We start from the raw sequence: 24,338 nt of genomic DNA on the forward strand, positions 1-24,338 counted from the left end.
GAATTTCCGCAAGGGGGCTTCCTGCCCTTCTTTCACCATAACGGAGGCTTTTAATGTGGCAGAAACTCAAAAACTTCAGCCGTAAAGACCCTCTCATCTTCGTACTTGCCATAATTGTTATTGTTGTGGGAGCCACTTTTGGCGGTCTTGAGGCTATGCACATGACCAGTACGGACACATTCTGTAAAACGTGTCATGCAGAACAGAGAGTCGGCGTACGGGGCGAACACTACACATGGGACAAAAACATTCACAGCAAGGCGGACGTAAGCTGTCTTGACTGTCACGGCAATCCAGGAGTACTCGGTTATCTTGACGCACACGTCATAGCCGGTACAAAAAGTCTTTTATATCAGATATTCGTTTCAGAAGAGAGAATTGTTGAGCTTCTCACACATGCGGCTACTGATCCTGTTGCGGCAGAACACGCTGCTCCGGATGCGGCATGTCTTTTCTGCCACTCGGATGACGTTAACCAGAAGCTCCGCAGGGAAAAGCTTATCTCAGTCGGTATCCATTTCAGAAACATCGACGAAGTTAAGAACCCCACCTACAGAACAACATACGGACTCGCAAGCATAACCGGCGAACCTGTAACCAAAGGTGTTGAGCCTAACCACGCAAAACACATAGGCGCAGGTCTCCTCTGCACAAACTGCCACCTCGGCGTTGCCCATGGCGGTGAGCTTTACAACAAGCCCAAAATGCAGACATGCTTCGACTGCCACGACACAGTAAGAGAAAAAGTGCAGACTGTTCCCGCAAATGAGGACTGCGCTGCTTGCCATACAATGCAGAAAGGCCTTCAGGAAGGCACATATGTTAAAGGCGTGGATGAGATGAGATGGTACATGGCCGACCTCTCCTGCTCAGACTGCCACGACTCTGCCTTTGAACGCCCCAACACAGACAAATGCATCGCCTGCCATGATGATTCATACGCTGACATCATGACGGACACACAGGCCGCATTCGCTGAGAGACTTCAGGAAGTTAAAGCTAAATATGCACAGCTTTTCACTGAAAGAAGCGACATGCCCATGGGCAAACGCGCTCTCTTCAATGAATACGCGCGCATAATCAGAATCGCTGAGATGGACGGCTCAAAAGGGATTCACAACCCTGACTACCTTGATGCTCTCTTCACAAGAGCACTTGAGCTCACGGAAGCCATAGATACATGGACAGCGCCCGTTGCGGAAGAAAAAGCTGTTCCTGCCGTTCAGAAAGCATCAGCAGAGGCAGCACCCGCTGCTCCGGCTTTTGCAGGGAACCCCGCAGAGCTTATGGACATTGCTTCAGCTATGGAGATAATCAACATCGCAGAAAAATATGTTCCCGCTCCCACAAAGCCCGCAGTAAACTTTGAGCACCTTGCGCACGCTCAGAAGATGGCATGCACCGAATGCCACTCTGATCCTGAATCAGGCGTTCTCAAGTTTGAAGTAGGCGAAATAAAAGGCATGAAAAACGATTTCCACGACAAACTCTGCATCGACTGCCACACGAAACAGCGTGTGAAAAAGACATGCAACACATGCCATAAATAAAAATAAGAATATTTTAACAAGATACTGCAAAGCGGCTTTCCTGAAATTCGGGGAAGCCGCTTTTTTTATTTATGATAGTTCAGAAACGGTACATCCTGTGTTTTTTACTCACACGCTCACGCCGTGGAGGGAACTGTTTATGCCTCACTCGTGTTCATAGAAAGTATTTTACTTTTGAAGGCAGTAACTTCCCCCTTTGATAAAGGGGGACTGTGGGGGATTTTAAGAAGATATGCAGGATAGCAGACAGCTCTAAAGACCAGAGAAGAGAGGAGCGGCGGCGAGTATTCCGAAACCTGCCACAACAAGCCAGAACGGGCTGAAAGTCATGACGCTGATGCTCACCACGCCGAAATAGATAAGTAGTCCGAGAACCCCCAGAAATGTCCCCAGAAGCCATGTAATAAATTTCGGAGCGCTGAGTTTCATGAAACACCTCAATGATATTGAATCATAAAATACTATTCGGCATCGGCTTTATTTTCAACAGTTTTTCTATCACATTTGATTTCTTAATGAATTTAAGCTAAATAATAAAAATTATCCTTTGTATTTTTAAAAAATAAAACTATATTAATTCTCATGAATGATCGTTGCGAAATATCACGATTTATATTGTATTATTAAGTAAAAAGGAGACAGGAGGTTAAAATGCCCGATTTTGGAAATCCTTTCAGCGGTTTAAAGCATGATCGCAAACTTACCGATCAGGAGCTTGTCAGAGCCATCCGTTTTATGGTGGCGGCAGAGTATGAGGCTATCCAGCTTTATCAGCAGCTTGCTGAATCCACAGATAACAAGCTGGCTCAGGCGGTTCTTATGGATATAGCTGATGAGGAGAAGGTACACGCCGGAGAATTCCTGCGTCTGCTTAAAGAGCTTGATCCTCAGGAGGAAGAGTTTTATCAGCAGGGATATAAAGAAGTGGAAGATGAATTCCTTTCGGGAGCTTCCGCAGAAGGCGCTGAACCGGCAGCAGGCGAAAGCGGCGGGCTCGGAATAGGCAGCCTTAAGAAAAAATAATTGAGGAGGAATGTATGAATCTGCTCAGAAAAGATTTTGCACCCATCAGCGCAGCAGCATGGAAAGAGATAAACACACTCGCTAAAGAAACCCTGTCCGCCAACCTTTCCGCCAGAAAGTTTGCGGATGTTGAAGGCCCTTACGGCATAGATTACACATCAGTAAGCGTTGGCCGCCTTGCTCTCCCCTCTAAGCAGAAAGCAGGCGAGGTATGCTTCGGCGTACACAAAGTTCTTCCCCTTGTTGAGGCTAGGGTTAACTTCTCTCTGGATATTTGGGAACTGGACAACATAGACAGGGGAGCAAAAGACCTTGAACTGGAGCCCCTCACAGAGGCAGCCAGAAAACTTGCCGCATTCGAGGAAAACGCGGTATTCAACGGTTTTAAGGACAGCGGTATTGTGGGGTTGAACCAGCTTACTGCCAAGTCAAAAATTGCCATGACGCTGGACAAGGACAGCATTGTGGACGCAGTGAGCGAAGCTCAGACACGCATGATGAAGGAAGGGATCACCGGCGGCGCTAACCTTGTGGTCAGCCCTGCCTTGTGGAAATACCTCGCACGGCTCTTCCCCGGCGGAACACTGGGCGATTTGATCAAACAGCAGATCAAGGGCTCTGTTGTGTACTCGGAAGCGGTTGACGGTGCTCTTCTCGTCGCAGACAGAGAAGGCGACCTTGAACTCACAGTGGGGCAGGACTTCGCAGTGGGCTACCACAACCACGATTCCGAAAAGGTGCACCTGTTCCTTACGGAATCTTTCACATTCAGAGTTATCACACCCGAAGCCGTTGTGGGCTTTTCAGTAAAATAGACAATTAAAGGGGAGCCTCAGGGCTCCCCTTAACCTCACGTAACAGTCCCGCCTTAGCATTGCATTTAAATGAGATTGCTTCACTTCGTTCGCAATGACAGTAAAGACGGCGCAGCATCCTTAAATTATTTCTATTTGCCTCATCAGTTCTTTTTATAACCTGAACCTTGAAATTATATTCTGTAAATCCGATGCCAGCCTGCTGAGCTGTTCAACTGCCTCTGCGGATTCGTGAGCCGCATGGGAATTCTCACCTGAAATAGCAGAGATATTCTCTATGCTTCTGGACATGAGATCCATGGCATTGGCCTGTTCGTCCGTGGCGCGGGCTATCTGCCCTACTCCGCCCGCAACGGCATCCATGTTGGATTTAATTACTCCCAGAGAATCCCCGGCCTCAACCGCCTTAACCTTGCCGTCCTCAACCTGCTGAACACCTTCAGCCATACCCAGAACAGCACCGCCCGTGTCTGCCTGAATGTTCTGGATCATATCTGCTATTTCTTTAGTGGCTTTAACAGTTTTCTCCGCAAGCTTCCGCACCTCATCCGCAACAACGGCAAAACCCCGTCCGTGCTCCCCTGCCCTTGCCGCCTCTATGGCCGCATTGAGAGCCAGAAGGTTTGTCTGGTCAGCAATATCATCTATAACCTGTATTATGGCTCCTATCTGTTCGCTGGATTCGCCCAGTTTACGGACAGTTGAGGCAGATTCCTCAACTGTGCAGGCTATTTTCTCCATCATATCTCTGGTTTCCATAACAAGAGCATGACCGCGGGTGACATTTACTTTTGCAGTATTTGTGCTTTCGGAAACACACCCAGCGTTTTCCGCAACCTCCGCCACGGTTCCGCTGATCTCTTCAACTGCTGTTGCCGTGCTCGCCGCCTGTTCAGCCTGATTCTGAGCGTTTTTCGCTATAGTCTCGGAGTTTTTCGCAAGCTGAGCGGCAGTGCTGGCGAGGCTTGATATACTGTCAACAACATTGGAGAGAGCCTGACTGGTTCCGTCCACCATTCTATTAACCGCTATACCGAGCTTACCGACCTCATCATTTCTCTTTATGCGCACCCGCACTGTATAATCACCGGAAGCTATTGTGCTGAAAATACGCTCCATATCCTCAAGCCTTCTGAAAATCATTTTTTTATTAAGAGCATATATTATCAGTATCAGCGCGATGGTTATCGGTATGAATATGCCTATATAAGTGTACAGACCCTTGCGGAGCATGGCATATGCAGTATCTGTCGGGAGAAAAACCTCAAACGCTCCATGGATCTCACCCGCACGCCAATTTTCCATCTTAACGCCTGTGGGGTCTGTACCGTCGTTTGTTCCCCACAGTTCACCGGAATCAGCCGGGTCCCCGTGGCACATTTCGCACTCTTTGGTAAGCCTTATGGCTTTAAAGTAGCGGAGCATCCCCATCTCTTTGTCATAGAACATATATTCAGGAGTATTTCCAGTGCCTGTATCCTTCTTTCTGAGCATCTCAAGAATTTCCGTTTCTTTGGCATCCGGCTGGTTTTTCGGATTTCGCGGCTGAAACTTCGGGACTTTGAATTTTAGCCCTGCCTCCTCTGACTTGGACTCCATAACCCTTATTGCACCTATAACCGGTACAGTGTAGAGAAACTTCTGAACATCGGTCTTAATTTCCTCAGTAGCAAAAACGCCTTCCTTAAGCTGGCGCGCGCCCCATTCCCTCACACCTTCGGCAGCCAGTATGAAACTTCTGGCACGTTCAAATTCTGAATCAAACATCTGATTTCTGGTGATAACATAGTTGACAGTAAGTATTATTGCCATACCGCAGGCAACCACTAATGAAATTATAAGCGCCATGATTGTGTTGAGTTTCATAGAGCCCCCTCCGTAAAAAACCCTGACTGTATCTCTTTACTGAATATATCACTGACTGACGTTCATTACAAATGATACGGAGTGTTGGCATTTAAAATAGAAAAGGCAGAGCACTACGGCTCTGCCTTTTCTAAACTACTTCACTGTTTTATTCATATTCCCTTATCTTCCATCTCTTTTTTGTGGTCTTTTCTGGAGAGATACCTGTTCATGGCATAAACATAAGCCTCGGCACTGGCAACAACAACATCGGTATTTGAGCCTCTGCCTGTTACGTCATAGCCGCACTTCTCGAACTCAACGGTGAGCACAACCTCTCCCTGAGCATCCTTGCCCGCAGTAAGAGCATTGATTTTGTAGCTTTTCAGCCTTCCGACTATCCCTGTTGTGCGCTCAATAGCCTTAAGGCACGCATCAACCGGACCGTCGCCGATGGAGGCATCAACCATCACTTCGCCCTGCTCGTTTTTAAGCTCAACTGTTGCCGTAGGTATTCCTGCATTGCCGCTTGCGAAGGTAACAGTGCCCACTGAGAAGTGTTTCACAGATTCATTAAGCTGCTGCTCCACAAGCATTTCAAGGTCTTCATCAAAAACTTCCTTCTTCTTGTCCGCCAGAACCTTGAACTTGTTGAACGCTGTCTCGGTCTGCTCCGCATCAAGGGTGAAGCCAAGCGCCTCAAGCCTTTTGATGAATGCGTGACGTCCGGAATGCTTGCCGAGAACCAGTGCGTTAGAAGGATAGCCCACGCTTTCGGGGGTCATTATTTCATAGGTGATCCTGTTTTTCAGTACGCCGTCCTGATGGATTCCCGCCTCATGTGCAAAAGCGTTTTTACCCACAACCGCCTTATTAGGCTGAACACCCACACCTGTGATGGATGTAAGCAGCTTGCTGGCGCGGTAAATCTCTCTGGTGTTTACATTTGTCTCTACATCAAACAGATCCTTACGTACATTAAGAGCCATTATGACTTCCTCAAAAGCGGCGTTCCCTGCCCTTTCGCCTATGCCGTTTATGGTGCATTCCACCTGTGTGGCTCCCGCGCGGATGGCCGCCAGAGAGTTAGCGGAAGCAAGTCCGAGGTCATTATGGCAGTGGACGCTTATTCTGGCTTTGTCTATGTTGGGAACTTTGTTCATGATGGTTGAGATAATTCTCTCATATTCAAAAGGCACTGTGTAGCCCACTGTATCGGGCAGGTTCACCGTTGACGCTCCGGCAGCGATAACAGCCTCAACCATCTGACACAGGAAATCCAGATCGCTTCTTGTCGCATCCTCACAGCTGAACTCAACATCGCCGCAAAGATTACGGGCAAACTTCACTGCGCCTGTGGCTATTTCCATAACCTCTTCGCGGGTCTTTTTCAGCTTGTACTGCAAGTGGATGTCACTTGTTGCGAGAAATGTGTGGATTCTGGGACGTACAGCACCTTTCAGTGCATCCCAGCCCACTGCTATATCCTTCTGGTTTGCACGGCAGAGCCCTGCAACACCCGCATTCTTTATCACAGATGCGACCTTCTGCACTGCCTCGAAATCACCGGGGGATGATATGGGGAAACCTGCCTCCATCACATCAACACCGAGCTTTTCCAATTGCAGAGCCATCTTAATTTTTTCTTCGGTGTTCATGCTGAAACCGGGAGCCTGTTCTCCGTCTCTCAGGGTGGTATCAAAAATTATCACTCTTTTCCTGCTCATTTCAAATCTCCTTTAATTTTATTATTTATCAGTTATTTCTTAATCTCAGTCCCATAGTCTCAGCGGATGCCTGCTGTTCCGTAGCACTCTTGTTTTTCTTTTCGGATGATTCTTCCCGAACATTTTCCGCCTCCTTGGTTAATTTTATGTGTGCTTTTTGCAAAAAAAAAGGTCTCAACCCCTGAAGGGTGAGACCTCTTAATATAACCTATTCCTATAAAAGGATATTTATTACAGCTATATTTCCTGAGCCTCTTCCTCCAGATGCACCCTGTTTTTCCTTAGTAGTAGCGCAACTATACCGCTTGCGGCATAAGCAAAAGCAAAAAGAAACAGGAAAACTTCGGGGTAGAGGCCGAGTACAAATATAAAAAGAACGAAAGCCACCATAGAGTTAAATGGTTTTCTGTGAAAATACTCAATATTCTTGAAGCTGAAATAGGGCACGTTGCTGACCATCAGGAATGCTAAGATATAGATCATGAACGTAAACCACAGAGGAACCTCAATCGCTGTGGGATCACCGAAGAAATGGCGGGCAAAAAGAACACTCGTAACCACAACACCCGCAGCAGCAGGGCTGGGCAGACCGACAAAAAATTTGTTGGATATGCGTTTTGCCTGAACATTAAAACGGGCAAGCCTCAGAGCTGCGCAGGCAACAAAAAGAAACGCCGCCATCCAGCCGAGCCTTCCGTATGGTTCCAGCGCCCATTTGTAAACAAGCAGTGCAGGAGCCACACCGAAGGATATGAGATCAGCCAGAGAGTCAAGCTGAATGCCGAACTCACTTGAGGCATTGAGCATTCTCGCTATTTTCCCGTCCAGCCCGTCAAAAACAAACGCAACGAGAGTTGCATAGGCCGCCATCACGTAGTTGCCGTTCAGCGTGGCTACGATGGAGTAGAAGCCGCTGAAAAGCCCCAGAAGCGTCACGAAGTTCGGAAAAATCGCGTTCTTATTTACCAATTCTGCCTCTTTGAATATTTTCACTTAATTCGCCTTAGTGTCTAATCGTCTGTATCAAGCTTTTCGTTATATTTTGCAATAACAGTTTCGCCCGCTTTCACAATATCGCCGTTTTTGACGATTATGTCAAAGCTTTTGGGGAGGAACAGGTCAACACGTGAAGAGAACTTGATTATCCCCAGCCTGTCGCCGAAGGAAACCTTGTCCCCTTTGTTCCAGTAGCACACTGTGCGTCTGGCAACGAGACCTGCAATCTGTTTAACAATCATGGGGCCGTATTCCGTGTCAACGTAGATAACGTTCTGCTCATTTCTTTCCCCGGCGTCCGGTCTGTCGGCAGGGATGAACGAGCCGGGCTTATGGCGTATTCCCGTGATTGTGCCCGCAACTGGCATTCTGTTTACATGCACGTTGAAAACATTCATGAAAACGCTGATTTTGTTGTATGTTCTTCCTTCAAATTCCGTTTCCGCAATATCGATCACTTTTCCGTCCGCAGCTGAAACAGCTATTTCATCGAACGGGGGAATATCTCTCTCAGGATCTCTGAAAAACCAGAGAAACAGGGCGAGGATAACAAGTGAAAGGAATGTGAGCAGACCTTTCGGCAAAAAGAAAATGATGAGAAACGCGACAAGCGCGACAAGAATGAAAGGATAACCTTCTTTCGCAAACAAGGGAGAACTCCGGTAAAAATTATTTCAGGGCGGAAACACCGCCCTGAATAATTACAATATATCAGTTTTTATCTTTGTCAACAATCTTACTTTTGCCCAGCCAGCTCATCATGCCGCGAAGCTTTTTGCCCACTTCTTCAATGGGATGCTCCTCGCCTATGCGCTCAAGGGCTTTAAACATGGGTTTGTTCGCTTTGTTTTCGAGCATCCACTCGTTTGCAAACTGCCCTGTCTGGATCTCTTTGAGAACCTGTTTCATCGTCTCCTTCACTTCGGGGCTGATTACTCTGGGACCTCTTGTCATGTCACCGTACTGGGCTGTGTTGCTGATAGAGTAGCGCATGTTGGATATGCCGCCTTCGTATATAAGGTCAACTATGAGCTTAACCTCGTGAAGGCACTCGAAATATGCCATTTCAGGAGCGTAGCCCGCTTCTGTAAGGGTTTCGTAGCCGTATTTTATAAGCTGTGCAAGACCGCCGCAGAGAACTGCCTGCTCGCCGAAAAGGTCTGTTTCAGTCTCTTCCTTGAAGGAAGTTTCAAGAACACCGGCTCTCGCACCGCCGATAGCGTTGGCGTATGAGAGTGCAACCTCTCTGGAATCTCCTGAGGCATCCTGATAGATGGCGATAAGGCAGGGAACACCGCCGCCTTTCTGGTATTCAGCTCTCACAAGGTGACCGGGGCCTTTGGGGGCGATCATGACAACGTTAACGTCCGCAGGAGGAACGATCTGGTTGAAATGTATATTGAACCCATGGGCGAAGGCGAGAGTATCGCCAGCTTTGAGGTTGGGCTCAATGGCTGTTCTGTATATATCGCCCTGAGACTCGTCCGGAGCGAGAATCATTATAAAATCTGCCCATGTCGCAGCTTCTGCCACTTCCATAACCTTGAGACCCGCGCCTTCGGCTTTTTTCCATGAAGGGCTGGATTTTCTCAGTCCCACAACAACGTCAACGCCGCTGTCCTTCATGTTGTTGGTGTGTCCGTAACCCTGTGAACCGTAACCGATTACGGCAACCTTTTTCCCTTTTATCAGTGAAAGGTTGGTGTCCTTCTCATAGTAAACTTTCATTGTGCAATTCCCTCCGGCTGTTTAGCTGTTTATTTACAATCTTTTTTAATTCTTTTTTATAAAGTGAGAAACCCTTTTTTCACGAAAAAAAACGGTTTCTCACACTCTTCCCAAAAAATCGAATACCGCTTACTTATCGCTCGTAGCTTTACTGCCCCTTGCGATAGCGACGCTTCCGGTGCGGACGACCTCGATTATTCCGTAGGGTTCCATCACCTTGAGGAAGGCGGTGTTTTTGTCCTTTGTGCCTGTGATTTCAATAACCAGCGATTCACCGTTGAGGTCAATGGTTTTCGCCCTGAACGTGCTGACGATATTGAAGATCTCAGGTCTTGTGCGTCCTGTGGCATGAACCTTCACAAGGAGCATTTCACGCTCTATGTGATCCATGGAAACAACATCGCGCACTTTTATAACATTCACCAGCTTGCGGAGCTGCTTTATGATCTGCTCGATCACAGCATCATCCCCTCTGGTGACTATGGTCATTATGGAGAGCCCCTCTTCCACTGTTTCGCCCACGGAGAGACTTTCTATGTTGTAGCCTCTGCCGCTGAAAAGGCCGGAAATGCGGGAGAGGACACCGAATTTGTTTTCAACAAGAACGGATATGATATGTCTCATCTTTCTGCCCCCTTACCTGAAAAGCATTTCATTGTTAGAGGCTCCGGCGGGAACCATGGGGAAAACGTTTTCCTCTCTGTCCACACGGAAGTCCATTATTACCGGAAGATTCTTGATCTTCAGGGATTCACGGAGGACATCCTCCACCTCTGAGGGTTTCTCAGCGCGCAGACCCACGCAGCCGAACGCCTCTGCCAGCTTCACAAAATCCGGCTGGCATTCAAGGCATGTGCTGCTGTAGCGTTTGTCAAAGAACATCTGCTGCCACTGCCTCACCATTCCGAGGAAGAAGTTGTTGAGTATGGCCACCTTAACGCCGACTCTGTACTGAACGGCGGTGGTCATCTCCTGTATGTTCATAAGGAAGCTGCCGTCTCCCGCTATGTCGAAAACCTCTTTATCGGGCATGCCCATCTTTGCGCCTATGGCAGCGGGAAAACCGAAGCCCATAGTGCCGAGGCCGCCGGAGGAGATGAACTGGCGCGGACGGTCAAACTTATAGAACTGACCCGCCCACATCTGGTGCTGGCCGACTTCCGTGCAGATAATGGCATCACCCTTGGTAACATTGTAGATCTGTTCCACAACATACTGGGGCTTTATGACTTTATCCGAAAAAGTGTATGAAAAAGGCTGTTCTTTGTTCCATGCATCGATCTTCGCCTGCCACTCTTTCCTTTCCGCTTTGTGCTTGTCCCATCCGAAGTTTTTAACCTCTTCCAGTGCCTGAGCGAGAACGATTTTGCAGTCCCCTACTATGGGGATTTCAACGGGAACATTTTTGCTTATCGATGCGGGGTCAACGTCAATATGGGCTATCTTCGCATGGGGGGCAAAGCCGCTGAGCTTGCCTGTTGAGCGATCAGAGAACCTTGTCCCGACGGCTATTATATAGTCCGCCTCGGTTATTGCCATATTTGAGGCTTTGTTGCCGTGCATTCCCAGCCAGCCCACGCTCTGTGGATGGGTTCCGGGGAATGAGCCGAGGCCGAGGAAGGTGGTTATAACAGGAACGCCGGTTATCTCCGCAAGCTGTTTAAGCTCATCCGCCGCATTGGCAAGGGTAACACCGCCGCCTGAAAGGATGATCGGTTTCTTCGCACCTTCGAGGAGCCTGAGCATTTTGCGTATCTGTCCCGGATGCCCTTTGGTATTGGGGCTGTAGCCGGGAAGGCTTATCTCTTTATCCCAGTTGAACTCAGCCTTGGCATTCACGACATCCTTGGGCAGATCCACCACAACGGGGCCGGGTCGGCCTGTTCTGGCTATGTAGAACGCCTCTTTTATGGTTGCCGCCATGTCTCTGACATCGTTTACCAGATAGCTGTGCTTGACTATGGGACGTGTAATCCCCACTATGTCCGCTTCCTGAAACGCATCTCCGCCTATGAGATTTGTGGAGACCTGCCCCGTGAAAACCACAAGGGGGATAGAATCCATATAGGCGTTGGCTATTCCCGTAACAAGGTTGGTGGCGCCGGGGCCTGATGTCCCGAAGCATACGCCGACCTTGCCTGTTGCTCTGGCAAAGCCTTCCGCTGCGTGTATGCCGCCCTGTTCGTGGCGGGGAAGGACGTGGAGCAAATCCGCGTCGAAGAGTTTGTCGTATATCCCTAAAAGCACTCCGCCGGGGTAGCCGAATATAAGATCGGCTCCCTCCTCATGCAGGGCTTTAACTAATATTTCCGCTCCGGTGATCGGCATTTTAAAATCTCCTGAGTATTACAAAACTATTACAAGGTTAGATAAACGGTTCAGTCCCTTTTGAAGATGGCGCCGTCTGCCGCACTTGAAACACCCTTAGCGTATTTCAGCAGGTAGCCGTGCTTGATTTTCGGTTCGGGTTTGACCCAACCGGCCTGCCGTCTCCTAAGCTCTTCTTCGGAAACGGCGAGACCGATACCTCTCTCCGGGATATTGATGTTTATCACATCCCCGTCTTCAACTAACGCTATAATGCCGCCTTCCGCCGCTTCGGGGGAGATATGCCCTATGCAGGGTCCCCTTGTGCCGCCGGAGAAGCGTCCGTCTGTAATAAGCGTGACTCTGTTAAGCCCCATACCCATGATGGCGGCGGTGGGGGCAAGCATTTCACGCATGCCCGGCCCGCCTTTGGGGCCTTCGTAACGGATGACAACAACATCACCGTTAACTATTTTACCTGCGTGGATGGCAGCCATAGCCGCCTCCTCGCTGTCGAATACTTTTGCTTTACCGCTGAAAACAAGCATGTCCTCATTTACGGCAGACTGTTTCACAACACAGCCGTTCGGCGCTATGTTCCCTTTCAGGACAGCGATTCCGCCTTCCTTGTGATAAGGGTTGTCCAGCGGGCGCACTATATCCTCATCGAAGATCTGCGCCTTGTCGGCTATTTCGTAAACTGTTTTGCAGCTTACGGTTATATTGTCCTCAAGCAGAGGCTTAAGGCGTTTCTGGAAAGCGGGGATTCCGCCCGCCGCGTCAACATCTTCCATATAAAATTCGCCGCCGGGGTTGATGCTTGTTATGTGCGGCGTGGATTTGCTGAATTTATCAAAAGTATCAAGGTTAAGCTCAACACCCGCTTCGTAAGCTATTGCGGGAAGGTGAAGAGTGGTGTTTGTGGAGCCGCCGAGGGCGAGATCCATCTTCACTGCGTTGTTGAACGCCTTTTCATTCATAATATCTCTGGGTTTGATGTCCTGCCTTACCAGCTCGCATATCTGCACGCCCGATTCAAAGGCGATTCTGCGTTTGTTGCCGGAACCGGCAATTCCTGTTCCGCATCCGGGAAGGCTCATTCCCATGGCCTCTGTGAGACATGCCATAGTGTTTGCGGTGAAAAGCCCCTGACAGGCGCCCTGACCGGGGCATGCGTTCATTTCAAGCCCGTCCATCTCCTCCGCACTGATTTTTCCCGCGCGGCACTGAGCCATAGCCTCGAAACTGTCTGTGATGAAGGAGCGCCTCTTCATGCGCCATGAGCCGCCGAGCATAGGCCCCGCGGTGACAACGATTGAAGGAACATTAAGCCTTGCGGCAGCCATGAGCATACCGGGGGTGATTTTATCGCAGTTGGAGAGGAAAACCACTCCGTCCAGAGCGTGGGCTTCCACCACGCACTCGATCATATCAGCGATTGCATCTCTGGAAGGGAGGCTGTAGTGCATGCCTGTATGCCCCATGGAAATACCATCGCAAATTCCCGGCACGCAGAAAATAAAACCGTGCCCTCCGCCCGTGTGAATGCCTTTGTCAATGAAACGCTCTAGGTCTCTCATCCCGGTGTGTCCGGGTATAAGGTCGGTGAAACTGGAGCAGATGCCGATGTGCGGTCTTTCCATGCTGCTTTTGGGAACGCCCGCGCCGTACATCAGCGCGCGTGCAGGGGCTCTGTCCAGACCTTTTTTCACTCTGTCGCTTCGCATTAGGCTCTCCTTAATGTAGAAAAAAGCCTTAAAAACCCTGCGGTTTCAAGGCCTTGTGAAGGTTTGCGCCCCTCTCTGACTTCAGGGAGGCTAAACATTGTTAAGCAGTAACAATAGCACAACACCTATGCTTGATCAAGCTGTAAAACGGTGTTTATGCAGTTTTAGAGATAATAAGTCTGAACAGGGTTGATTACAATATCAAATATGGAATGTACTGATGAAACAGATGCCTTACAACGGAGGATTCATGACAATGAAAACGGGTGTGAGGCAGCCCGCATATGCTCCTGTGACTTCGCCGTTTCAAACCTCAAATGTATTATGATAACATCATAACTATAATATCATAATGATACTGCCATAATAAGCTTGCTCTTTTTTTAATAATAAATTAGACTCAGACATAAGAGGTTTGCCATGCTGAGAAAGAATCCGTTCTACCTTAAAGTTCTGCCGCCGGAAGCCCCATTCTGCAACAGGGTCAGGGAGCTTAAGGAGCTTGAAAACTACGGATACAGCGGAACAAGCGTTGTCATCTATTCGCCCAGAAGAGAGGGCAAAACCTCACTTGTGAACAGGGTGCAGGAAAGACTGCACAAATCAGGCGCAGTTACCGTAAAGGCGGATTTCCTCAGTGTTTTTTCCGTGGAAGATATAGCCGCACGGCTGGCAAAGGCGGTTTTCAGCGAAACAAAAAAACATGAGCCGCTCTACAGAAAGGCAGTGAGCCTCATTAAGTCATTCCGCCCCGCCGTTCAGACAGACCCCCTCACAGGCAGCGTGTCCCTTACATTGCTGAGCGTATCCGGAAAAACAGGCTTTGAGCTTCTGGAAGATGTGCTTGAGTCATTAAAAATATTTTCACAAAGCGCAGGAAGCCCCCTGAATATTTTTATCGATGAGTTTCAGGAGGTTACATCACTGCGGGATTCGGCAAAGATTGAGGCTCTGCTGCGGACATATATGCAGGAAACCAGTGCATCATTCTTCTTTGTGGGCAGCAGAAGGCGTATTCTTTCTGATATGTTCAATGAGCGCAAGCGCCCGTTTTATAAAATGGCAATGAGCTACCCTCTGGAAAAAATAGCAGAAAATGAGCTGTCACATTGGATAAAAGAGCAGTTTGAACACAGCGGCGTTCTCTGCGAGGCAGAACTAGCCTGTGAGCTGGTGCGGCTTGCCCACAGACACACATTTTATGTACAAAAGCTGGGAATGCTGACATTTAATCTGTCTGACAAAGCAGTTACGAGGGAAAGCCTTATAGCCGCATATCAGGATCTGCTTGAGAGCGAAAAGACCGTTTTCGAGGAATCATACCTTAAGCCTCTGGCATCAGCGCAGCGAAACCTGCTGACCGCACTGGCACGTGAAAACACAAAACAGCCTTTCGCGCAGTACTACATCAGAAGGCACAGTCTGCCTTCCGCAGCCACATTGCAGTCTGCATTGAAGGCTCTCTTGAATGAGGATTTAGTGCATAGGGACGCTGATATTTATACCCTTGTTGACAAGGTTTTTGAAGATTATCTGCGCAGAAACTATTCTTAACAAGCTCTGAACCCCTGCGCAGGGAGGTAATCTTTTGTCCGCCCCGCCTCCGCCCGTAACAACCCCTTTGCAATTTGCGGACAGTCCTGATATTGTTTTGTCATGGATTCAGACAGCATTTTCTCCAAAGATAAATTCGATGAGGACACCCTCACCAGCCACATACGTCCGCAAAGACTGGACGACTACATCGGCCAGCATAAGGTCAAGGAAAACCTGCGCATATTCGTTCAGGCCGCCAAGCAGAGAGGTCAGAGCCTAGACCACTGCCTGTTTTACGGCCCGCCGGGGCTGGGAAAAACAACCCTCGCCTACATTATCGCAAGCGAGCTTGGGGTAAACATAAACTCCACCTCAGGCCCCGTCATAGAAAAGGCGGGGGATCTCGCCGCCATTCTCACCAACCTGCAGGAGGGGGATGTTCTTTTCATCGACGAAATCCACCGCCTGCACTCCAACGTGGAGGAGATCCTCTATCCGGCTATGGAGGACTTCAAGCTGGACATTATAATAGGTCAGGGACCTGCGGCGAGAACAATTAAGGTTGATCTGCAAAGCTTCACCCTTGTGGGCGCAACCACCCGTGCGGGGCTTCTCACCTCACCCCTGCGTGACCGCTTCGGGGTCATCATGCGCCTTGAGTTTTATGATGAGGAGAACCTCGCCACAATAATCACCAGAGCATCAAGAATACTCAACCTCAAAACAGAATACGCAGCCGCACTTGAGATAGCCCGCAGAAGCAGGGGAACCCCCCGTATCGCCCACCGCATCCTCCGCCGTGTGCGCGATTTTGCCGATGTGCTTAATAACGGACTGGTAGATCTGGAGATAGCCCGCGAGGGACTTCTGCGTCTGGAAATTGACAATGAGGGGCTGGACGCGTCAGACAGAGGATTCCTGAAAGCCATAATCGAAAAATACGAAGGCGGCCCAGTGGGGCTTGAAACCCTTGCCGCAACACTCTCTGAAGAAAAAGACACCATAGAGGATGTCATAGAACCGTACCTCATATATAAAGGCTTCGTCAAAAAGACCCCAAGAGGCAGGGTTGCCACCCGCCTTGCCTATGAACACCTTCACATGGAACCCCGCAGCGGGCTGACCATTGATGATTTCCTCGGTGAATAATGGCTAAGAAAAAATCAGTATATATCTGCCAGAGCTGCGGCAGCGTCTCCCCGAAATGGATAGGCAAATGCCCCGAATGCGGCGCATGGAGCAGTTATGTGGAGGAGATGCCTCAGGACGAGACAGCATCTTCCTCCAAGGTAAGAGATGTTCAGCCCCTTCTCCTCGGTTCCATAAAAGGGCTTGAGGTTGACCGCACAAAGACCGGAATCGGCGAGCTTGATCAGGTTCTGGGCGGCGGCTTCGTGAAGGGCTCCGTTGTCCTTGTGGGCGGTGAGCCGGGCATAGGAAAATCAACAATCATGCTTCAGGTAGCGGGAATCCTCGGCACAAGGGGCGCAAAGATACTTTACGCATCCGGCGAGGAATCCCCCTCACAGATAAAAATGCGCGCCGAAAGGCTGGGCATAGCGACAGACAATCTCTCAATCCTCGCCACAAACTCGCTTGAGGACATACTCACAGCGGCGGACAGGGACAAGTTCGCCTACATAGTGGCGGACTCGGTGCAGACCATCGCCTCGGAGGAGCTTAACTCCGCCCCCGGCACAGTGGGACAGGTGAAGCATGTCACCTACCGCATGGTTGAGGCGGCGAAGCAGAAAGGAATAACAACCCTGATCGTCGGTCAGGTTACCAAGGACGGATATATCGCAGGGCCAAAGGTTCTGGAACACCTTGTGGACACAGTGCTTTACTTCGAAGGGGACTATTCCAGAGGGATAAGAATCCTCCGCTCGGTCAAAAACCGCTTCGGCCCCACAAACGAGGTCGGACTGTTTGAGATGAGCAGTCAGGGGCTTCTGGAATGTCCGGACGGCGGACTGCTTGGCAGCACCCAGTCGGACGCGGCGGGCAAGGTGCTTGTACCCGTGATGGAGGGAACGAGAGCGTTTCTTGTGGAATTACAGGCACTTGTGACACCCACCTACTTTCAGTTTTCCCGCCGCAACGCAAACGGCTTTGACACCAACAGGCTGAACATGCTGATCGCTGTTCTTGACAAAAAGGGCGGGCTGAACCTCGGCGCATCGGACATCTACCTGAATATTGCAGGCGGAATAAAGATAACGGAAACCTCCGCCGACCTGGCGGTGTGCGCGGCGATAATTTCCTCATTCAGGGAAAAACCCGTTCGGACAGATACAATTTTCGTCGGAGAAGTAGGACTGACGGGGGAGACAAGGAATGTTGCCAACATCAAAAACAGATTGACCGAGGCGGTCAAATTTGGTGTAAAGCGCGCATATCTCCCCGAAAAGATAGACTTTGACGGAAAACTTGATATAATCCCAGTTAAAAATATTTCAGACTTTCTTGACAAATTCTAGGAGGAAACATGGGCTTACTGACAGGAAAAAAGGCTCTTATCTTCGGCATTGCCAACAACAAAAGCATAGCTTACGGCATTGCTAAAAAATTTAAGGAAGAAGGGGCGGAACTTGCGGTCTCCTACGCAGGCGAAAAGCTTGAATCAAGAGTGGTTCCCATTGCGGAAGAACTCGGCGCGAAGCTCTGTGTCCCCTGTGACGTGACATGTGATGAAGATATAGAAAAGGCCTTCGGCATTATCGCCAGAGACTTCGGCAATATAGACATACTCATCCACTCCATAGCATACGCCCCCGGCGAAGCGCTTAAAGGACGCTACATCGACACCACAAGGGATGCCTTCAGGCTCTCCATGGACATAAGCGCCTATTCACTCGTTGCGCTCTGCAAGGCTGCGGAACCCATAATGAACGAATGGGGCAGCGTGATCAACCTCTCCTACTACGGTGCGGAAAAGGTTGTGACCAACTACAACCTCATGGGTGTTGCAAAAGCGGCTCTGGAATGCTCCACACGCTACCTTTCATGCGACCTCGGCGTGAAGAAGATAAGGATAAACAGCATCTCCGCAGGCCCCATCAAAACCCTTGCCGCATCCGGCATAGGCGGGTTCAAGAACATCCTCGCCCACATTGAGGAACGCTCACCCCTGCACCAGAACGTAACCATCGAAGACGTGGGAGATACTGCGGCATTCCTCGCCAGCGATCTTTCAAAGATGATCACAGGTGAAACACTGCATGTTGACTGCGGGTACAACGTTATCGGAATCTGAAAAAAAAGTTTTTTTAATACAGCAGAAAGCCGCCCTTTTGAGGCGGCTTTTTTTGTTTCAGAAGATCTCTGAAAAGATCTCTGATTAAATCTATTGAATAACGATCATAACCCTTATATAATCAGGATCATAAAGAGTAAAAAGATCTCTGATTTAACACACACAAGGAGGTACGATGCGCCCTGAATATATGGAACCTGCAATGCCTCTTCAGGATGGCAGAAGTCCTGAAAAAAGACGTGAAATAGATAACCTCGCCTCAGTTCTCAGAGAGAGGGCAGCGGCGCTCAACAGCGCTCTTAACCCCGTTGTGCAGGGCTCCATAGGCGCTCTTGTCCGTTCCATGAACTGCTATTACAGCAACCTGATAGAAGGGCACTACACACATCCGGTGGATATAGAGAAAGCGCTTAACAGGGATTATTCAAATGAGCCTGAAAAGCGCAGTCTCCAGCTTGAGGCTGCGGCGCATATTTATGTTCAGGAAAGGATAGACAGAGCAGAGCAGCCTGCAAAAACAACATCTGGCGAGTTTATCCGCTGGGTTCACGGAGAATTTTACAGCAGGCTTCCTGAAGAACTGCGATATGTCAGTGACCCTGAAACGGAAGAAAAGATTCCGGTTATTCCCGGTGAATACAGAAAGAGGGATGTGAAGGTCGGGCGGCATGTGGCTGTGCCTTTTGAAGATGTGCCCGCGTTCATTGAAAGATTTGTAGCTGTTTATAACCCCGAAAAACTCGGACGGCACGAACAGGTGGCAGCAGCAGCGGCAAGCCACCACAGACTGCTCTGGATACACCCTTTTCTTGACGGCAACGGACGTACCGCAAGGCTTTTCAGTCATGCGTATCTGAAAGAGATCGGCATAGGCAGCAGCCTCTGGTCTGTATCACGGGGTCTTGCCCGAACTTCAGCCAAATACAAGGAAATGCTCGCATATGCGGACTCCGACCGCAAGGGAGATCTTGACGGGCGCGGCTCACTCTCGCTGATCGGGTTACAGGATTTCTGCATATATTTTCTGGAGCAGTGCATAGACCAGACAGAGTTTATGGCATCTCTGCTTAAACTGACCGAACTTCTGGAAAGGATTGAGTTTTACTGCAGAAACGAAGCCTCAAAAGGGAGAATGCATAAAAAAGCGTTCAGACTGCTGAAAGAAGCACTGATTATGGGAGAGTTCAGCAGAGGGAACGCCGCCGATATTTTGGATATGTCAGCCGCAAGCAGCAGCAAAATAATAAGCGAACTTGTTTCGGAAGGCATCCTGACATCTGAAACCCCAAAGGGTAAAGTCCGTCTGGGATTCCCGTACAAGGTGCTCAAGTACTGGCTTCCTGGCGTGTACCCTGATCTCTAGCCCCTGAACCAGAACGTGACCATCGAAGACGTGGGAGATACCGCGGCATTCCTCGCAAGCGATCTTTCAAAGATGATCACAGGTGAAACACTGCATGTTGACTGCGGGTACAACGTTATCGGAATCTGAAAAAAAAAGTTTTTAAAATACAGCAGAAAGCCGCCCTTTTGAGGCGGCTTTTTTTGTTTCAGAAAATATCAGCCGGTTATAATGGAATTACCGTTACCGATTGCATTGAGAGCCGGAGACAGTGTCCCATACGTAGACGATGTAATCCTTGCGTAGCCGGCGCCGGAAACATAAACATCTTTTTTAGTATTCCCTGTTGCCGTGATATGTGTAAGAGAGGCTACAGAGTTGCTTATAACATATATACCGTACTCAGAATTGTTGCTTATTTGCGTACCTTCACTAAGAATCTGAAAAGCTGCATTAGTTGAAAGATGTACCCCAGCAAACGAGTTATTGCTAAATGAACAGGAGCCGTCAAATAACGCAGTTGAATTGTGCTGAATAATTGCCCCTGAATATGAATTAAAATTCAGAGCGACATTGGTACCGCGTATCACTGAGCTCATATAAACCTGAATTCCGTAATGGCAATTAACAACCGACATATTGCCGATTATTGCACTTGCATTGAAAAAGACCCTCAGTCCGCGCCTTTCTACGCCAACTCCTTCAGGATAGTTAACCGGATCCGCTGCGCCGTTGAGCTTAAACCCGCCGAGGTAGCCGAGATTGCATCTTTCAACAAGAATGATATACGTCTGCAGCGGGTTTTTTATCTCACAAGCGTCCGGGTCACTCTCGTTTCCGATGATTCTTATGAACTGCGCATCGGGATGGTTCACAAGTATCGTTTCCGTGTAGGTATACACACCGTCAGCCACCTGTATCGTGACTGTTGCCGTATTTTTGATTCTGAATGATGCCAGATAGTTCAGCGCCTCGTTGATGTCTGCGTAGTCGGAAGGCACATTCAGCGTCATGTCCTCCGTAATAAATGATGTACCCCCCACAGGGATACCGCCTGCCGTGGTTCCGTCACCGATGTACAGTCTCTTTGTGTCGGTTGCGTACAGGAGTTCCCCTTCAGCGGGTATTACCGCTGTCCTGTCTGCCTCAATAAGCCTTCTGTTCTGAATAAGCGTTTCAGCCATCTTTCTCCTCCTTAAATCAGCACCTATTTGAATAGGGCGATGACGGATAATACATGGAGAAAACGGCCACTATGTGACAGTATTTAACACTTCTTGGATTTAATAAGAAAAAATAACGGGTATGTACCCTGATCTCTAACCCTTGAACCTTACCCTGTACTTTTTGAGGAGCAGATCAGGCAGGTAGCTCCGTTTTGACTGGCGCAGGCTTTCCTTGCCCATATCCTGCTCGAAGTTGATATACTTATATTTTTCGGGAAGGTGGTTTGCAAACTCGTTGAAAATGTACTGATAAACTCCTTTGAAATCCACCAGCCCTTTGGCAAAGTGCATAACATAGGTGTCCGAGTTGAGTTCCTCACCCAGAATAAACCCGCACGGTCTGCCGTCGGCGTAGTATATTTCCCCGCAGAGCACAAGCTCCTCGCAGTGGGTCAGCGCCTCCAGACAGGCTCTGTAGTCTGTCTGCTCCTTCGGGAGATCCGCCTGTTCCTGCCATTTTTCAAGGATATAGAGCGCATCCTCCTTCACCTCGCCGCATATGGGGCGGCTGGTTCCGGCATATTCCTCACGGAACTGTTTCATAAGGTTGCGCTTCTTGTGCAGTTTGCGTCCGGCGTAGGTGGCCATTTTTTCTCTGGTGTATATATAGTCAGAGTCGGCCTCATCGCTGGTATATTCTATTGTTGCAGGATCAAGCAGTGCCAGACACTCTTCCGACACGGGGAAGAAAAACTCCGCATCTTTCTGGAGTTCAAGGAGCTTTTCCTTTGAATAGGCCTGAATGCTGTTAACAGGCTGAATGTAAGTTTTCCCGTCATAGGTTTTCCCCTTTATGACAGGCTCGCCGTTCCGGCCTATTTCATATTCGTGGGTTCCCCTGAAAAGGAAAATGTTTGCAAAGGTATATTCGGAAAGAGGTTCCGATATATTCCGGAATCTTTCGTAAAGCACGTCTTTATGATGTAAGTTTATTTTTTCCCAAGTCATAGCAGATGAAAATACTACAAGGACTGTCCTCTTTCAATGGGAAATAATATTAACATAATTTACGGCAGGAAAAACAGCGGATCAGGCAAGCCTCATTCCGCGGCGAATACGAATAAAACACGCCGGTTAAAATAAAAGCTTACGCAAGCGGGAAAATTTTATATAATAATATTCGGGCTTCACAAAACAGGATAATTTTTGTACCTTACGAATCATTGGCTTAAGCAGGAGAAAAAATGCACTTTGATTTTGCTCTGGGCGCGGCGATCCTCGCTTTTATACATATTACGCTTTATCTTTTTCTGGGGAGCAGATACCTACAGCACCTGACAAATCTGTTCGCTGTGCTGGCATTTCTCCTTTTCATGGGGAGTATAGCCACCCACTGGAAGCATTTCGGTCATTTCCCGTCATATTCCCTTGGCGATCTTTTTGCCATGGTCTCCATGACGCTTACCCTTATTTACCTGATATTGTTTATGAAATACAGGCGGCCTCTTCTGGGGCTTTTCATATTCCCGATAGTGATCATACTGGGCGCGCTGGTCTTGGTGCTGCCTTCCGCCGCACCTAAGGACGCAGCGGGAATAAGCAGCATATGGCTTCTTATCCACCTGCCCTTCACCGTGATCGGCACAGCGTTCTTCATGTTCGCCACAGTTGCCAGTATTATGTACTTTTTGCAGGAGAGAGAGCTCAAGCGCAAAAACTTCGGGATAATCTTCAAGCGTTTCCCGCCGCTGAACCAGATCGACCGCCTGACCGCGGTAAACCTTATTCTTGGGTTTTACTTTTTCAGCGTAGGGCTGATCTCAGGCTTCGTCTGGATGATTTACGAGCCTGAGCGGATAGGCTCAATTCTTCCTAAAATGATCTTCGCCGTTATCACATGGGTGATATTCGGCCTGATAACATATCTAAAAAAATACAGAGGCATGACGCCTAGAAGCACCGCTTACTCCACTCTGGCGGGTTTTATTTCCGTCGTAGTGACATACGCCGGTGTCGCGTTTTTTCTCATGGGCTGAATATAGATGCAGTTGGCAGTTGTAGGACTTAATCATAATACCGCCCCTGTTGAGGTGCGGGAGACTTTGGCAGTCGCCGAAGCGGTGCTGGAGGAGCTTTACGGCGACATCCTCCAGAATGACAGAATATACGAGGCGATGGTGATCTCCACCTGCAACAGGGTGGAATATTACATAGTCACTGACGATTTTCTCTGTAACGTGGACAGCGTTCTCAAAATCATAGCTGAACAATGCAAAATCGACCGCAGTATTCTCCAGAAATACACCTATATCCACTGCGGTGAGGAATCCGTGCGTCACATTTTCCGTGTGGCAGGCGGGCTGGACTCGCTGGTGATGGGCGAGCCGCAGATCTTCGGTCAGGTGAAGGACGCTTTCGAAAACTCCCGAAAATTCGGTGCGGCGAAAACATTCATCCGCAAGCTGGAAGAATTCGTTATCAAAACCACAAAAAAGGTCAGAACCAATACAGGCATAGGCGATAATCCCGTCTCTGTCAGCTCAGCCGCTGTTGAGCTTGCCTCCAAAATCTTCGGCAGCCTTGAGGACAAGCACGCACTCGTGGTAGGCGCGGGCGAAATGTGCGAGATAGCCTGTAAACACCTCCGGGGTGCAGACATCGGAGGGATAACGGTCACAAACAGAACATTTGAAAAGGCGGAAAAACTCGCAGCGGAAGTCGGCGGAAAAGCTGTTCCGCTTGATCAGTTCCGTGAGGAACTCAGCCATGCGGATATAGTGCTCTCCTCCACCGGGGCAAGCGGCTATATGATCGAAGCGGCCGACATAAAGCCCGTTATGATCAAGCGCAAGCACAAACCCATGTTCTTTATAGATATAGCAGTACCCAGAGACATTGACCCCGCCGTGGCGGACATCGAGAACGCATATGTTTACGACATAGACGACCTTAAGGCCGTGGTGGAATCAAACAAAAAACTCCGCCAGAAAGAGGCCGTGAAGGCTATGGAATACATCGAAACAGGCGTGGCGGACTTTTACCGCTGGGTTGAATCCATGAAGATTGTGCCCGTGATAAAAGCCCTGCGTGAAAGCTTTGATGAAAAGCGCATGCTGGAGCTTGACCGCTTCTGCGACAAGTTCAAGGTCGCAGACGCAGGCGAACGCAGGAAGCTGGAATACCTCCTCAGCGCTTTTATGAACAAGGTTCTGCACACCCCACTTAACAATCTCAAGGATCTGGCTCCCGGCAAGGAGCGCTACAGCCTTGATGAAGCAGTAAAAATTATTTTCGACTTAAAAGAATAAATCAGGGGATAG

The 24,338-nt window shown here is 49.0% G+C and carries 21 protein-coding genes and 1 pseudogene; 11 read left to right on the plus strand and 11 right to left on the minus strand.

What is annotated here, in order from left to right; genetic code table 11:
- Positions 1 to 53 precede the first annotated feature (53 nt).
- Positions 54 to 1,550, plus strand: a complete 1,497-nt coding sequence (locus OSQ85_RS08320) for a cytochrome c3 family protein (RefSeq protein WP_265822394.1) — start codon at positions 54 to 56, stop codon at positions 1,548 to 1,550.
- Between the two features lie 252 nt (positions 1,551 to 1,802).
- Here the strand turns inward: OSQ85_RS08320 and OSQ85_RS08325 are convergent, their stop codons facing one another.
- Positions 1,803 to 1,979 carry a hypothetical protein gene (locus OSQ85_RS08325; RefSeq protein ID WP_265822395.1) on the minus strand — a complete coding sequence of 59 codons (177 nt, stop codon included), beginning with the start codon at positions 1,977 to 1,979 and terminating at the stop codon, positions 1,803 to 1,805.
- A 222-nt stretch (positions 1,980 to 2,201) separates the two neighbouring features.
- Here OSQ85_RS08325 and OSQ85_RS08330 point away from each other — a divergent pair, with 222 nt between their 5' ends.
- Together OSQ85_RS08330 and OSQ85_RS08335 are read left to right on the plus strand one after the other, a co-directional pair.
- Complete coding sequence (locus tag OSQ85_RS08330) at positions 2,202 to 2,573, plus strand: ferritin family protein (protein ID WP_265822396.1); 372 nt, start codon at positions 2,202 to 2,204, stop codon at positions 2,571 to 2,573.
- A gap of 14 nt (positions 2,574 to 2,587) precedes the next feature.
- Entirely contained in the window at positions 2,588 to 3,388 is an 801-nt protein-coding gene (locus OSQ85_RS08335) for a family 1 encapsulin nanocompartment shell protein (RefSeq protein WP_265822397.1), read from the plus strand.
- 153 nt (positions 3,389 to 3,541) lie between these two features.
- Here OSQ85_RS08335 and OSQ85_RS08340 read toward each other — a convergent pair whose 3' ends face one another.
- The 8 genes from OSQ85_RS08340 to ilvD form a co-directional block, all read right to left on the minus strand.
- On the minus strand, positions 3,542 to 5,254 hold the full coding sequence (locus OSQ85_RS08340) for a methyl-accepting chemotaxis protein (RefSeq protein WP_265822398.1): 1,713 nt from the start codon (positions 5,252 to 5,254) through the stop codon (positions 3,542 to 3,544).
- Between the two features lie 152 nt (positions 5,255 to 5,406).
- Positions 5,407 to 6,960 (minus strand): 2-isopropylmalate synthase, encoded by a 1,554-nt coding sequence (locus OSQ85_RS08345; protein ID WP_265822399.1) that lies wholly within the window; start codon positions 6,958 to 6,960, stop codon positions 5,407 to 5,409.
- Between the two features lie 237 nt (positions 6,961 to 7,197).
- Positions 7,198 to 7,929 carry a CDP-diacylglycerol--serine O-phosphatidyltransferase gene (pssA, locus tag OSQ85_RS08350; protein WP_265822400.1) on the minus strand — a complete coding sequence of 244 codons (732 nt, stop codon included), beginning with the start codon at positions 7,927 to 7,929 and terminating at the stop codon, positions 7,198 to 7,200.
- Between the two features lie 41 nt (positions 7,930 to 7,970).
- A complete protein-coding gene (locus OSQ85_RS08355; RefSeq protein WP_265822401.1) occupies positions 7,971 to 8,606 on the minus strand; it encodes a phosphatidylserine decarboxylase family protein in 636 nt (211 codons plus the stop codon).
- 61 nt (positions 8,607 to 8,667) lie between these two features.
- Positions 8,668 to 9,684: a ketol-acid reductoisomerase gene (gene ilvC / locus OSQ85_RS08360; RefSeq protein ID WP_265822402.1), complete on the minus strand. Its 1,017-nt coding sequence runs from the start codon at positions 9,682 to 9,684 to the stop codon at positions 8,668 to 8,670.
- A gap of 129 nt (positions 9,685 to 9,813) precedes the next feature.
- On the minus strand, positions 9,814 to 10,308 hold the full coding sequence (gene ilvN, locus OSQ85_RS08365) for an acetolactate synthase small subunit (RefSeq protein WP_265822403.1): 495 nt from the start codon (positions 10,306 to 10,308) through the stop codon (positions 9,814 to 9,816).
- A gap of 12 nt (positions 10,309 to 10,320) precedes the next feature.
- On the minus strand, positions 10,321 to 12,012 hold the full coding sequence (ilvB, locus tag OSQ85_RS08370) for a biosynthetic-type acetolactate synthase large subunit (protein ID WP_265822404.1): 1,692 nt from the start codon (positions 12,010 to 12,012) through the stop codon (positions 10,321 to 10,323).
- A 50-nt stretch (positions 12,013 to 12,062) separates the two neighbouring features.
- Positions 12,063 to 13,718 carry a dihydroxy-acid dehydratase gene (ilvD, locus tag OSQ85_RS08375; protein ID WP_265822405.1) on the minus strand — a complete coding sequence of 552 codons (1,656 nt, stop codon included), beginning with the start codon at positions 13,716 to 13,718 and terminating at the stop codon, positions 12,063 to 12,065.
- A gap of 420 nt (positions 13,719 to 14,138) precedes the next feature.
- Between ilvD and OSQ85_RS08380 the strand changes: the two genes are divergently transcribed.
- The 6 genes and pseudogenes from OSQ85_RS08380 to OSQ85_RS08405 all read left to right on the plus strand — a co-directional run.
- Positions 14,139 to 15,272: an AAA family ATPase gene (locus OSQ85_RS08380; protein WP_265822406.1), complete on the plus strand. Its 1,134-nt coding sequence runs from the start codon at positions 14,139 to 14,141 to the stop codon at positions 15,270 to 15,272.
- Positions 15,273 to 15,374: 102 nt separating this feature from the next.
- On the plus strand, positions 15,375 to 16,403 hold the full coding sequence (ruvB, locus tag OSQ85_RS08385; protein ID WP_265822407.1) for a Holliday junction branch migration DNA helicase RuvB: 1,029 nt from the start codon (positions 15,375 to 15,377) through the stop codon (positions 16,401 to 16,403).
- Positions 16,403 to 17,734, plus strand: a complete 1,332-nt coding sequence (radA, locus tag OSQ85_RS08390) for a DNA repair protein RadA (protein ID WP_265822408.1) — start codon at positions 16,403 to 16,405, stop codon at positions 17,732 to 17,734. Before ruvB ends, radA begins: the two co-directional genes overlap by 1 nt.
- An 8-nt stretch (positions 17,735 to 17,742) precedes the next feature.
- Complete coding sequence (locus OSQ85_RS08395; RefSeq protein ID WP_265822409.1) at positions 17,743 to 18,510, plus strand: enoyl-ACP reductase FabI; 768 nt, start codon at positions 17,743 to 17,745, stop codon at positions 18,508 to 18,510.
- Between the two features lie 175 nt (positions 18,511 to 18,685).
- Positions 18,686 to 19,873 (plus strand): Fic family protein, encoded by a 1,188-nt coding sequence (locus OSQ85_RS08400; RefSeq protein WP_265822410.1) that lies wholly within the window; start codon positions 18,686 to 18,688, stop codon positions 19,871 to 19,873.
- Positions 19,874 to 20,002 (plus strand): annotated as a pseudogene (locus OSQ85_RS08405) (SDR family oxidoreductase); the annotation flags it as partial.
- 68 nt (positions 20,003 to 20,070) lie between these two features.
- On the opposite strand, the gene OSQ85_RS08410 reads toward OSQ85_RS08405, so the two are convergent.
- Both OSQ85_RS08410 and OSQ85_RS08415 read right to left on the minus strand, forming a co-directional pair.
- The gene (locus tag OSQ85_RS08410; RefSeq protein ID WP_265822411.1) at positions 20,071 to 21,036 is read right to left on the minus strand and encodes a right-handed parallel beta-helix repeat-containing protein; all 966 of its coding nucleotides are present in this window, start codon (positions 21,034 to 21,036) and stop codon (positions 20,071 to 20,073) included.
- 135 nt (positions 21,037 to 21,171) lie between these two features.
- Positions 21,172 to 21,990 carry a DUF2156 domain-containing protein gene (locus tag OSQ85_RS08415; RefSeq protein WP_265822412.1) on the minus strand — a complete coding sequence of 273 codons (819 nt, stop codon included), beginning with the start codon at positions 21,988 to 21,990 and terminating at the stop codon, positions 21,172 to 21,174.
- Positions 21,991 to 22,262: 272 nt separating this feature from the next.
- Here OSQ85_RS08415 and OSQ85_RS08420 point away from each other — a divergent pair, with 272 nt between their 5' ends.
- Both OSQ85_RS08420 and hemA read left to right on the plus strand, forming a co-directional pair.
- Positions 22,263 to 23,054, plus strand: a complete 792-nt coding sequence (locus OSQ85_RS08420) for a cytochrome C assembly family protein (RefSeq protein WP_265822413.1) — start codon at positions 22,263 to 22,265, stop codon at positions 23,052 to 23,054.
- Positions 23,055 to 23,060: 6 nt separating this feature from the next.
- Positions 23,061 to 24,326: a glutamyl-tRNA reductase gene (gene hemA / locus OSQ85_RS08425; RefSeq protein WP_265822414.1), complete on the plus strand. Its 1,266-nt coding sequence runs from the start codon at positions 23,061 to 23,063 to the stop codon at positions 24,324 to 24,326.
- The last annotated feature ends 12 nt before the right edge of the window (positions 24,327 to 24,338 follow it).

Source organism: Geovibrio ferrireducens (genome assembly GCF_026226615.1).
GTDB lineage: Bacteria > Chrysiogenota > Deferribacteres > Deferribacterales > Geovibrionaceae > Geovibrio > Geovibrio ferrireducens.

Excerpts from the sequence above, each read along its gene's own strand:
- OSQ85_RS08410 (WP_265822411.1), bottom strand. The coding sequence starts at position 21,036 with ATGGCTGAAACGCTTATTCAGAACAGAAGGCTTATTGAGGCAGACAGG.
- radA (WP_265822408.1), top strand. The coding sequence starts at position 16,403 with ATGGCTAAGAAAAAATCAGTATATATCTGCCAGAGCTGCGGCAGCGTC.
- OSQ85_RS08340 (WP_265822398.1), bottom strand. The coding sequence starts at position 5,254 with ATGAAACTCAACACAATCATGGCGCTTATAATTTCATTAGTGGTTGCC.
- OSQ85_RS08420 (WP_265822413.1), top strand. The coding sequence starts at position 22,263 with ATGCACTTTGATTTTGCTCTGGGCGCGGCGATCCTCGCTTTTATACAT.
- ilvN (WP_265822403.1), bottom strand. The coding sequence starts at position 10,308 with ATGAGACATATCATATCCGTTCTTGTTGAAAACAAATTCGGTGTCCTC.
- OSQ85_RS08400 (WP_265822410.1), top strand. The coding sequence starts at position 18,686 with ATGCGCCCTGAATATATGGAACCTGCAATGCCTCTTCAGGATGGCAGA.
- hemA (WP_265822414.1), top strand. The coding sequence starts at position 23,061 with ATGCAGTTGGCAGTTGTAGGACTTAATCATAATACCGCCCCTGTTGAG.
- ilvD (WP_265822405.1), bottom strand. The coding sequence starts at position 13,718 with ATGCGAAGCGACAGAGTGAAAAAAGGTCTGGACAGAGCCCCTGCACGC.
- OSQ85_RS08395 (WP_265822409.1), top strand. The coding sequence starts at position 17,743 with ATGGGCTTACTGACAGGAAAAAAGGCTCTTATCTTCGGCATTGCCAAC.
- OSQ85_RS08380 (WP_265822406.1), top strand. The coding sequence starts at position 14,139 with ATGCTGAGAAAGAATCCGTTCTACCTTAAAGTTCTGCCGCCGGAAGCC.
- OSQ85_RS08320 (WP_265822394.1), top strand. The coding sequence starts at position 54 with ATGTGGCAGAAACTCAAAAACTTCAGCCGTAAAGACCCTCTCATCTTC.
- ruvB (WP_265822407.1), top strand. The coding sequence starts at position 15,375 with ATGGATTCAGACAGCATTTTCTCCAAAGATAAATTCGATGAGGACACC.
- ilvC (WP_265822402.1), bottom strand. The coding sequence starts at position 9,684 with ATGAAAGTTTACTATGAGAAGGACACCAACCTTTCACTGATAAAAGGG.
- ilvB (WP_265822404.1), bottom strand. The coding sequence starts at position 12,012 with ATGCCGATCACCGGAGCGGAAATATTAGTTAAAGCCCTGCATGAGGAG.
- OSQ85_RS08330 (WP_265822396.1), top strand. The coding sequence starts at position 2,202 with ATGCCCGATTTTGGAAATCCTTTCAGCGGTTTAAAGCATGATCGCAAA.
- OSQ85_RS08335 (WP_265822397.1), top strand. The coding sequence starts at position 2,588 with ATGAATCTGCTCAGAAAAGATTTTGCACCCATCAGCGCAGCAGCATGG.
- OSQ85_RS08325 (WP_265822395.1), bottom strand. The coding sequence starts at position 1,979 with ATGAAACTCAGCGCTCCGAAATTTATTACATGGCTTCTGGGGACATTT.
- OSQ85_RS08345 (WP_265822399.1), bottom strand. The coding sequence starts at position 6,960 with ATGAGCAGGAAAAGAGTGATAATTTTTGATACCACCCTGAGAGACGGA.